Origin of the sequence: Streptomyces toxytricini, assembly GCF_014649915.1 — a bacterium.
In the GTDB taxonomy this organism is placed as follows: domain Bacteria; phylum Actinomycetota; class Actinomycetes; order Streptomycetales; family Streptomycetaceae; genus Streptomyces; species Streptomyces toxytricini.
Genome location: NZ_BMTY01000025.1, coordinates 101,938 through 110,525 on the forward strand (window position 1 = coordinate 101,938; position 8,588 = coordinate 110,525).

The following is an 8,588-nucleotide window of genomic DNA, read 5'->3' on the forward strand; positions in this document are numbered from 1 at the left end:
CCGCCGGCGCGCACGGGAGGCAGCGATGGCAGGAATCCGATGGGCGGCCCCGGCGGCCGCAGCCGCTGCGGTACTGGGACTTGCCGTGCCCGCGGCGGCCGCTCCGAGCCCGGGAAGCCCGGATGCGGCGTTCGTCCAGGCCGCCCACCAGGCCAACCTGGCCGAGATCGCGGCGGGGCAGGACGCCCAGCGCAACGGCGGCGACACCTGCGTCAAGGACGCCGGCGCCAAGCTGGTCCGCGACCACACCGAGCTGGACGCGGAGCTGACCGACCTCGCGCAGGAGGGACGCCTGCAGCTGCCGGACGCACCGACGGCCGAGCAGAAGGCGGCCTTGGACAAGGTCAAGGCCCAGGCCGGCACGTCCGGCTACGACAAGGCGTGGCTGACGGCACAGGAGAAGGCCCACACCGCCACCCTGGCGGCGATCGACAAGCAGATCGCCGACGGCAAGGACGCCGACACCGTCGACGCGGCCAAGGACGCCCGGCCGGTCGTCGCCGCCCACCTGGAGATGGTCCGCGGCGGCACCTGCCACGCCATGCCCTCGGACGACGCGTAGCGGCACGGCGCAGGGGTACGCGCCGGAATTCTCGATGACCTCGTACCGATGCACGTGGAGGAGCCTTGAGTGACTTCGACGACCGTGGCACCGCGGGCCGGAGCGGGCCGCAGGCCATGGCACACACGGTGAAGGAGAAGGCGGGAGAGGGAGCCGCCGTGGTGGGGGAGAAGACGTCGCGGATCGCCGGCACCGTCGGCGAACAGGCGGCAGGTGTTGCCGGGGAGGCAGGCGCGCGGGCCCGTGACCTCGCGGGCGAGCTGCGCACCCAGGTCCAGGACCAGGCCCGCACCCAGACCGGGCGCCTGGCGCAGAACGTCCGCTCCCTGGCGGACGACCTGGCCCGCATGGCCGAAGCGGACACGTCGGGCTCCCCGGCCGCGTCCGCGGTGCGCCGCGTTGCCGACGGAGGCCGCCGGATGGCGTCCCGCTTGGAGAGCCGCGGGCCGGACGGGCTCCTCTCCGACCTGCAGGACTTCGCCCGGCGCCGGCCCGGGGCGTTTCTCGCGGGCGCCGCGCTGGCCGGTTTCGCGCTCGGCCGGATCGGCAAGGGGACCCAGGCCGCCGGATCCTCCGGAGGCGGTGGCGGTACCGGTCCGTCCGTGGCGGACCGAGCCGCGCCGGCCATCACCGAACGAGCCGCACCGCCCGCGGGCGGCGGACCGCCGGACGCCGGGCAGCGGCACGCCCCCGCCCCCGCCGTGCGCCACCCGGGCGAAGGGAGCTGACCGATGGCCATGTCATCCGCCGAGCGCGCGACGGCGCCGCGCCGGCCCGGACCCCGGCGGGGCGTGTCCCCGGCCGGACCGGAGCCGTCCCTCGGCACGCTCGTCGGCGAGGTCGGCGCCGACCTCTCACTGCTGGTCAGGGACGAGATCGAACTGGCCAAGGCGGAGCTCAAGGAGGAGACGGCCAAGGCCGCCAAGGCCGGCAGCCTGCTGGGCGGCGCCGGCTACGCCGGGCACCTGGCCCTGCTGCTGGGCAGCCTCACCGTCGTCTTCGCACTCTCCTACCTGATGCCCGCGGCGTGCGCGGCGCTCACGGTCACCGTGCTGTGGGCCGTCGCCGGCGCCGTCATGTACGCGGCGGGCCGCCGGCGGATGCGCGAGGTCCACATGAAACCGGAACAGACGGTCGAGACCCTGAAGGAGGATGCGCGATGGGCGCGACACCTCAAGAGCTGAGGAACGACGTCGAATACCGGCGTGCCCACCTGGCCGACAGCGTGGACCGCCTGGCGGAGCGGATGGCGCCCCGCCGCGTGGCCCGCAGGAAGATGGGCGCCGCCCGGGGCCGGCTCTCAGGCCTCACGCACCGGGTCATGGGATCCGTGCAGGACGGTGCGCAGAGCATCGCCGACACCACAGGCCAGGCCGCCGGCGGCCTGGCGCAGACGGCGAAGGACGCGGCCGGAACGGTCGCCGACACCGCCGGGACGGTCGGCAGCGCGGTCCAGGAGGCGCCCGCGCGGCTGGAGCGCCGCACCCAGGGCAGCCCCCTCGGCGCCGGCCTCGTCGCGTTCGGCGCGGGCATGCTGGCCGCGGCCCTCATACCGGCGACGGAGGCCGAGGAGCGACTCGGCCGGCAGGTCCGCGAACACTCCGACGAGCTGGTGGAGCCGGTCGGGCAGGCCGCGGCGCAAGCCGCCCGCGAGGTCAAGGAGGGCATGCAGGAGCCGGCGGCCGAGGCGGTGGAGGCCGTCAAGGGCGCCGCGCAGGACGCAGCCGGGACCGCGAGGGACGAGGCGCTGGCCGCGGGGCAGGAGACTGCCGAGGGCCTGCGCGACGTCGGCCGCGGCACCGCCGAGGAGCTCCGCAACCGGAACCCCGGGACCGGAGCCGCCGGCTGACCCGCCGCGCCGCCGGCAACCCCGCCGCCGTGCCCCGGGGCCGATGCGCCCGGGGCACGGCCGCGGGGCTTCAGTCCGCCGGGGGGCCCGCCGTGTGGTCGGGGTGGCCCGGGGTGCGGCGGGCGCGCTTGAGCTGCGCCTCGTAGAGGTGGTCGCGACCGCCGGCGAGTTCGCCGACGGCCTGCTCCGCGAGCGCCGCGAACGGCCGGTAGTAGGTGTGGTTGTAGGCCTCGACGATCTGGAAGGTCCAGTGGCCGGGGATGACGTTGCGGCCGAGGATGTCCCGCTCGATCGCCGCCGCCACGCCGTGGTGCCCGGCCTCCCGAAAGAGGCGCACCGCGTCGTCGAGTTCGAAGTCCGCGGTGCCGGTCAGCTGGTGGAAGGAGTACAGGTGGCCGCGCGCGCGTTCCGTGGTCTCCAGCGCCTTCGACAGGGCGCCGAGGGCGAGGACGGTGGCGTGCGGCACGCCGTGCGGCCGGAGGGGGTCCGTGCGGGGCGGCTGGTCGTGCTCCTCTGGTGCGCTCACCCTCCCTGCATAGCCGCTGCGGGGCCGCGCGCCGAGCGGGCGCGCGGGGCTGCCATCCGGACGGCGGGAGGGCCGTCCCCGGTTGCGCCGTCAGCGGCCCACGAGGCCGAGCTGGTGGTTCATCTCCTGCAGGAAGCGCACCACGACGTGCAGCTCGCCGGGGTCGAAGGGCGCGCAGGCGGCCTGCGTGCCGCGGGCCAGCGGCCCGAAGAACGCGCGCGCCGCCTCCCGGCCCGACGGGGCGTAGTGGATGTGCACCACGCGGCGGTCGTCCGCGGCCCGGACCCGCCGGACGTGGCCGGCCTTCTCCAGCCGGTCCAGGCAGGCGGTGACGGCCCCCGAGGTGAGGTTCATCCGGCTGCGCAGGCGCCCCGGGGTCATCGGGCCGCCCTCCTCGTCGTGCTCGGCGTCGAGGACGGCGATCAGCGCCTGGACGTCCGTCAGGTGCAGCCCGTGCGCCTGGGCGAACTCCTGGACGATCCGGTTGAACTCCGCGTTCATGCGGCGCAGCAGCACGGCGAAGGACTGCAACCCGATCGGGTCGTCCGGCGGAAGTGGGGGCAGGGGGGCGTCGGCGCTGGGCATGACACCAGCATATGATCTCTCAATCGTTGACATACTTTTTGATTGAGTGATTGAAGGGCGGTTCGTTCACGTGAGCAGTAATCCGCGCCGGGCCCTGTGGCTGGTCCCGCTGGCCCTGCTGGTGGTCTGGCTGGGCATCGGCGGCGCGCTCGGCCCCTACGCCGGGAAGCTCGGCGAAGTCGCCACCAACGACCAGGCGGCCTTCCTGCCCCGCAGCGCCGAATCCACCGCCGTCCTCGAAGCCCGGCGGCCGTTCGAACGCTCGGAATCCGTCCCCGCCATCGTCGTCTGGGAGGCCCCGGACGGCACCCGCATCAGCGCGGACCAGACGGCCGCCGCGTCCCGCGCCGTCGCCGCACTCGCGGGCCGGCCCGGCATCGCCGAGGCGCCTTCGCCCGCCCGGCCCTCCGAGGACGGCAGGGCGCTCCAGGCCGTCGTGCCCCTCGAGCCCGACCTGGGAGACGAGCTCCCCGCCGTCCTCGACTCGGTCCGCTCGGCGGCCTCGACCGTACCCGGCGCCACCGTGCACATCGGCGGCCCCGCGGCCACGCAGGCCGACCTCTCCGACGCCTTCGCCGGCATCGACGGACTGCTGCTCGGCGTCGCACTGGGCGCCGTCCTGCTCATCCTGCTGCTGGTGTACCGGAGCGTCCTCCTGCCGCTGGTGATCATCGTCGCGGCCGTGTTCGCCCTCTCCCTCGCCTGCGCGATCGTCTACGCCCTCGCCGACCGCGGCACCGTACGCGTCGACGGCCAGGTGCAGGGCATCCTCTCCATCCTGGTCATCGGCGCGGCCACCGACTACGCCCTCCTCCTCGCGGCCCGCTTCCGGGAGGAGCTCGCCGCCCACGGCGACCGCATGCGCGCGGCGACGGCCGCCGTCCGGCGCTCGGCCGGCGCCATCACCGCCAGCGCCGCCACCGTGGCGCTCGGCCTGCTCGCCCTGCTCGCGAGCGACCTCACGAACAACCGGGCGCTCGGGCCCGTCGGCGCGATCGGCATCCTCTGCGCCGTCCTGACGACCCTCACCTTCCTGCCCGCCGTCCTCGCCCTGCTGGGCCGGACCGCGTACTGGCCGGCGAAGCCCAGGGCCGCCGGCGAGGACGGGCGCGGCGTGTGGCACCGCATCGCCGCGCTGATCGACCGCGCGCCGCGGAAGGTGTGGGCGTCGACCACGGTGCTGCTGCTCGCCATGGCCGCCTTCGCCCCGACGCTGTCCTCCAAGGGCGTACCGCTCGACGAGATCTTCGTCGGCGAGGCGCCCTCCGTGAGCGCCCAGCAGGCCCTCGGCCGGCACTTCCCCGGCGGATCCGGCCAGCCTGCCGTGATCATCGCCGACGCCGGGCGGGCGGAGCAGGTGCAGGCGGCCGCCCGCGCGACCGACGGCGTCGCCTCGGCGGCCGCAGTCACGGCCACCGGCCGTCCGGGCGAGGGCGAACCGGTCGTGCACGACGGCCGCGTCCGCATCGACGCCACGCTGGAAGCGGCCGCCGACAGCGACGCCGCCAAGGCCACCGTCGAGCGGCTTCGCGCGCAGGTCCACGCCGTCCCCGGTGCCGGCGCGATCGTCGGCGGGTACACCGCCCAGCAGTACGACACCCAGCAGACCGCGGCCCGCGACCGCAACGTCATCGTCCCCATCGTGCTCGGCATCATCCTGCTGATCCTGGTGGTTCTGCTGCGGGCCCTGGTGGTGCCGGTGCTGCTGGTGGCGACGGTCGCCCTCAACTTCCTCGCCACCCTCGGCGTGTCCGCGCTCGTGTTCGACCTGCTGGGCTTCAGCGGCACCGACGCGTCCGTTCCGCTGTACGGGTTCGTCTTCCTGGTGGCGCTCGGCGTCGACTACAACATCTTCCTGATGTCGCGCGTCCGCGAGGAGACCCTCGCGCACGGGGTGCGCCAGGGCGTCCTGCGCGGGCTGACCACGACCGGCGGGGTCATCACCTCCGCCGGGGTGGTCCTGGCGGCCACCTTTGCCGCGCTGATGGTCATCCCGCTGGCCTTCCTCGTCCAGATCGCCTTCATCGTCGCCTTCGGCGTCCTCCTCGACACCCTGGTCGTCCGGTCCCTGCTGGTCCCGGCCCTCGTCGTGGACCTCGGCCCGCGCAGCTGGTGGCCCGGCCGCCTCGCACGCGCCGAGCAGTGAGGCCTGGCGGGGGTTCGCCGTGCGGTACCGGCCGGCGACGCCGCCCGGTCGCAGCGGGCAACCCGCGGGGCGACGATGGGAGTGCGGCCGCACCCCCGGAAAAGGCCCCTCGCCAAGGAGGCTCCATGAACCGGCGCACCCGCCCCCGCATCCTCGTACCGCTTGCGGCCGCCGCACTCGGCGCCCTGCTCGGCGCCGGGTCGGCAGCCGCGGCCCCGGCAGCCCCGCCGGCCGCCACGTGCTCGATCTCCGGCGTCCTCGAGAACGGCCGCGTCCACCTCTCCGGCGGGGGCTTCACGCCCGGGCCGGCGTACGTCTTCGGCTCGGCCGGCTTCGGCGGGACGGTGGAGATCGCCCAGAACGGCGGCTTCCAGGTCATGAACGTGCCGAACGCCGAGTACACCGTCCGCCAGGGCGGCGAAGTGACCCAGTGCAGCGGCTTCAAGGGCTGACCGGCCGCGGCCCGGCACCGCCGGGCCCGTCAGGCCCAGGTGTCCGGGCCGCCTCCCGTCCAGACGATCATCGGGCTGTCCTGCTCGACCAGGGACTCCGGATCGTGCAAACCCGCCCGGCGGGCGAACTCCACGACGTCGCGGAGGCCGTACGCCGTGCCGAGCGGGGCATCGGTGCCGTGGGTGTGCGCCGTGACCGGCCGGCCGCCCTTGGCGGTCACGGGGTGGACGGTGATGTGCGGAGTGTCCGGCATGCCCCCAGGCTCACCGCACCCGGGCACCTCCGCATCCCGGCGGACCCGTCCCGGCCTCCGTTCGGCACGACCGGCGGCACCAGCCCGGGGTCCCGGCCGGTCAAAAGGCGTAGCGAACCCGCAGCCAGGGCGCGCGCGCCGCGATCAGCCCCCGCAGCGACTCCACGGCCGAGGCCTTCTCCGCGTTGCGGTAGCGGACGTTCCAGGCGCCGTTCTCCGACTTCTTCGCCTGCTGGAGGTCCGGGCGCCACAGCAGCTCCTCGGCCCGCGGGTGCCAGCCGAGGTTGACCTCGTGCAGTTCGCGGTTGTGCGTCAGCATGATCACCTCGGCCGCCGCCTGCTCCTTCACCCGGCGCGGCAGGACGTCGTCCATGGCGTCCAGCAGCCCGCCCCAGGCCTCCTCCCAGCCCGGCCGGACCACCACCGGCGACAGGTTGAAGTGCACCTCGTAGCCGGCGTCGAGGAAGTCCGCGGCCGCGGCGAGGCGCTCGGTGACCGGGCTGGTCCGCACGTCGAGGAGGCGGGAGTCGTCGGCGGGCATCACGGAGAAGCGGATCCGGGTCCGGCCCTGCGGGTCGAGCCGCAGCAGGTCCGGGTTGACGAACTTGGTGGCGAAGGACGCCTTGGCGGTGGGCCAGCGGCGGAAGGCGCGGACCAGGTCAGCCGTGTTGTCGCTGATCAGGTCGTCGACCGAGCAGTCGCCGTTCTCCCCGACGTCGTACACCCACGCCCGGTCGTCGCACTGGTTGGGCTCCGGCTTCGGCCCGGCCGCCGCGACGTGCCGGCCGATGGCGTCCAGCACCCGTTCGGCGTTGGTGAAGACGGTGATCGGGTTGGCGAAGCCCTTGCGGCGCGGAACGTAGCAGTAGGCGCAGGCCATCGCGCAGCCGTTGGACAGGCCCGGGGCGATCCAGTCGGCCGACCTGCCGTTGGGCCGGATCCCGAAGGACTTCCGCTCGCCGAGGACGAGGGTCTGCCGCTTCACCTGCACCCACCGCTCGACGCTGCCCTCGTTGCCGTGCAGGTGCGGGATGCGCCAGTGGGACTCCGCCTCCACGAGACGGGCCCCCGGGAACCGCGCGATGATCTGCCGGCCCCGCGGAGAGGCGGCCGCCGCCGGCTCGGCGTGGATCTCGGTGACCCGCAGCATCCTGCGCGCCTGCGGGCCGTCCCGGAACGGCCGGTCGGCACCCGCACCGACCTCCTCGCCGGCGGGCCCGGCCGCCGCCACGAGCTCGTCGATCCCGAACAGGGCGTCCGCTTCGACGCCCTGCCGCCCTCGCCCGGATTGCCGTCGTCCGTCCATTTCACCCCAGTGTACGGAGCGGCCCCGGCTTCCCGGGGCCGCCCGCTGCCCGGCCGGGGCCGTCAGCGCAGGTACGCCGTACAGGCCGACACTCCCGCGAGCGCGGCCACGGCGGCCGCCGCGACCGTGACCGTGCGGCGGCGCAGTACCGCGTACCGGTGGCCGTACTCGCCGCGCAGCTCCTGGGCGCGGTCGGCCACCGCGCGCAGTATCTGCCGGCGCAGCGCCAGGTGGTGGTCGGCGAACCGGCGCGCGATCTCCTCCTGCTCCCCGCTGCCGAGCCAGGTCAGGGCGCCGGCGAAGGCGTCGCCGGCCCGAGCGGCCTCCTGGCGTGCGGCCTGGCTCAGGAGGTAGCCCTCCAGCCGTGCGAGACCGGCCGCTGCGTCCTCCCGGTCCATGGCGCCCCCCTCACTCCGCGCCCGGGCCCCGGTCGCTTCCGGGGAGCCGGCGCGCGCCGGACTGGTCGACGGCGTCGCGCCGGCCGTGGCCCTCCGTCCACTCCAGCGCGGAGACCTCCGGATAGTGCAGGTCGAAGGCGGGCGACTCCGACCTGACGCGGGGGAGGGTGTCGAAGTTGTGGCGGGGCGGCGGGCAGGACGTCGCCCACTCCAGTGACCGGCCGAAGCCCCACGGGTCGTCGACGGTGACCCGCGGCGCCGTCTTGGCGGTCTTCCACACGTTGTAGAAGAACGGGAGCGTCGACAGGCCGAGCAGGAACGCGCCGACCGTCGAGACCATGTTCAAGGGGGTGAACCCGTCGGCCGCCAGGTAGTCGGCGTACCGCCGGGGCATGCCCTCCGCACCCAGCCAGTGCTGCACCAGGAAGGTGCCGTGGAAGCCGATGAACAGCGTCCAGAAGTGGATCTTGCCGAGGCGTTCGTCGAGCATGGTGCCGGTCATCTTCGGCC

12 protein-coding genes are annotated in these 8,588 nt (G+C 74.9%); 6 read left to right on the forward strand and 6 right to left on the reverse strand.

The genetic code is table 11. The features are described 5' to 3' along the window. Positions 1-25: 25 nt before the first annotated feature. The 4 genes from IE170_RS27590 (at position 26) to IE170_RS27605 (ending at position 2,411) form a co-directional block, all read left to right on the forward strand. Complete coding sequence (locus tag IE170_RS27590) at positions 26-562, forward strand: DUF4142 domain-containing protein (RefSeq protein ID WP_189812169.1); 537 nt, start codon at positions 26-28, stop codon at positions 560-562. Between the two features lie 65 nt (positions 563-627). Beyond that, entirely contained in the window at positions 628-1,290 is a 663-nt protein-coding gene (locus IE170_RS27595; RefSeq protein ID WP_189812170.1) for a hypothetical protein, read from the forward strand. A 3-nt stretch (positions 1,291-1,293) separates the two neighbouring features. Next, entirely contained in the window at positions 1,294-1,746 is a 453-nt protein-coding gene (locus IE170_RS27600) for a phage holin family protein (RefSeq protein WP_189812171.1), read from the forward strand. Further along, positions 1,722-2,411: a DUF3618 domain-containing protein gene (locus IE170_RS27605; RefSeq protein ID WP_189812172.1), complete on the forward strand. Its 690-nt coding sequence runs from the start codon at positions 1,722-1,724 to the stop codon at positions 2,409-2,411. The genes IE170_RS27600 and IE170_RS27605 overlap by 25 nt, the downstream gene beginning before the upstream one ends. 70 nt (positions 2,412-2,481) lie before the next feature. Here IE170_RS27605 and IE170_RS27610 read toward each other — a convergent pair whose 3' ends face one another. Both IE170_RS27610 and IE170_RS27615 read right to left on the reverse strand, forming a co-directional pair. Continuing rightward, the gene (locus tag IE170_RS27610; RefSeq protein WP_189812173.1) at positions 2,482-2,937 is read right to left on the reverse strand and encodes a hypothetical protein; all 456 of its coding nucleotides are present in this window, start codon (positions 2,935-2,937) and stop codon (positions 2,482-2,484) included. Positions 2,938-3,027: 90 nt separating this feature from the next. Beyond that, positions 3,028-3,522: a MarR family winged helix-turn-helix transcriptional regulator gene (locus IE170_RS27615; RefSeq protein WP_189812174.1), complete on the reverse strand. Its 495-nt coding sequence runs from the start codon at positions 3,520-3,522 to the stop codon at positions 3,028-3,030. A gap of 70 nt (positions 3,523-3,592) precedes the next feature. On the opposite strand from IE170_RS27615, the gene IE170_RS27620 reads away from it, so the two are divergent. Both IE170_RS27620 and IE170_RS27625 read left to right on the forward strand, forming a co-directional pair. After that, positions 3,593-5,668, forward strand: a complete 2,076-nt coding sequence (locus IE170_RS27620) for an MMPL family transporter (protein ID WP_189812175.1) — start codon at positions 3,593-3,595, stop codon at positions 5,666-5,668. A 125-nt stretch (positions 5,669-5,793) separates the two neighbouring features. Then, positions 5,794-6,120, forward strand: a complete 327-nt coding sequence (locus IE170_RS27625) for a hypothetical protein (protein ID WP_189812176.1) — start codon at positions 5,794-5,796, stop codon at positions 6,118-6,120. A gap of 29 nt (positions 6,121-6,149) precedes the next feature. Here the strand turns inward: IE170_RS27625 and IE170_RS27630 are convergent, their stop codons facing one another. The 4 genes from IE170_RS27630 to IE170_RS27645 all read right to left on the reverse strand — a co-directional run. Beyond that, positions 6,150-6,374 carry a hypothetical protein gene (locus IE170_RS27630; protein ID WP_125548282.1) on the reverse strand — a complete coding sequence of 75 codons (225 nt, stop codon included), beginning with the start codon at positions 6,372-6,374 and terminating at the stop codon, positions 6,150-6,152. Positions 6,375-6,474: 100 nt separating this feature from the next. Then, positions 6,475-7,680, reverse strand: coding sequence for a spore photoproduct lyase family protein (locus IE170_RS27635; RefSeq protein ID WP_189812177.1), 1,206 nt, complete (start codon positions 7,678-7,680; stop codon positions 6,475-6,477). A 62-nt stretch (positions 7,681-7,742) separates the two neighbouring features. Beyond that, on the reverse strand, positions 7,743-8,078 hold the full coding sequence (locus IE170_RS27640) for a hypothetical protein (protein WP_189812178.1): 336 nt from the start codon (positions 8,076-8,078) through the stop codon (positions 7,743-7,745). Between the two features lie 10 nt (positions 8,079-8,088). Continuing rightward, positions 8,089-8,588, reverse strand: a 500-nt coding sequence (locus tag IE170_RS27645; protein ID WP_189812179.1) for a cbb3-type cytochrome c oxidase subunit I, incomplete at its 5' end; no start/stop codon positions are given.

Bases quoted from the DNA above. Each gene is read 5' to 3' on its own strand.
- IE170_RS27590 (WP_189812169.1), top strand. From the start codon at position 26: ATGGCAGGAATCCGATGGGCGGCCCCGGCGGCCGCAGCCGCTGCGGTA.
- IE170_RS27600 (WP_189812171.1), top strand. From the start codon at position 1,294: ATGGCCATGTCATCCGCCGAGCGCGCGACGGCGCCGCGCCGGCCCGGA.
- IE170_RS27605 (WP_189812172.1), top strand. From the start codon at position 1,722: ATGGGCGCGACACCTCAAGAGCTGAGGAACGACGTCGAATACCGGCGT.
- IE170_RS27615 (WP_189812174.1), bottom strand. From the start codon at position 3,522: ATGCCCAGCGCCGACGCCCCCCTGCCCCCACTTCCGCCGGACGACCCG.
- IE170_RS27625 (WP_189812176.1), top strand. From the start codon at position 5,794: ATGAACCGGCGCACCCGCCCCCGCATCCTCGTACCGCTTGCGGCCGCC.
- IE170_RS27630 (WP_125548282.1), bottom strand. From the start codon at position 6,374: ATGCCGGACACTCCGCACATCACCGTCCACCCCGTGACCGCCAAGGGC.
- IE170_RS27635 (WP_189812177.1), bottom strand. From the start codon at position 7,680: ATGGACGGACGACGGCAATCCGGGCGAGGGCGGCAGGGCGTCGAAGCG.
- IE170_RS27640 (WP_189812178.1), bottom strand. From the start codon at position 8,078: ATGGACCGGGAGGACGCAGCGGCCGGTCTCGCACGGCTGGAGGGCTAC.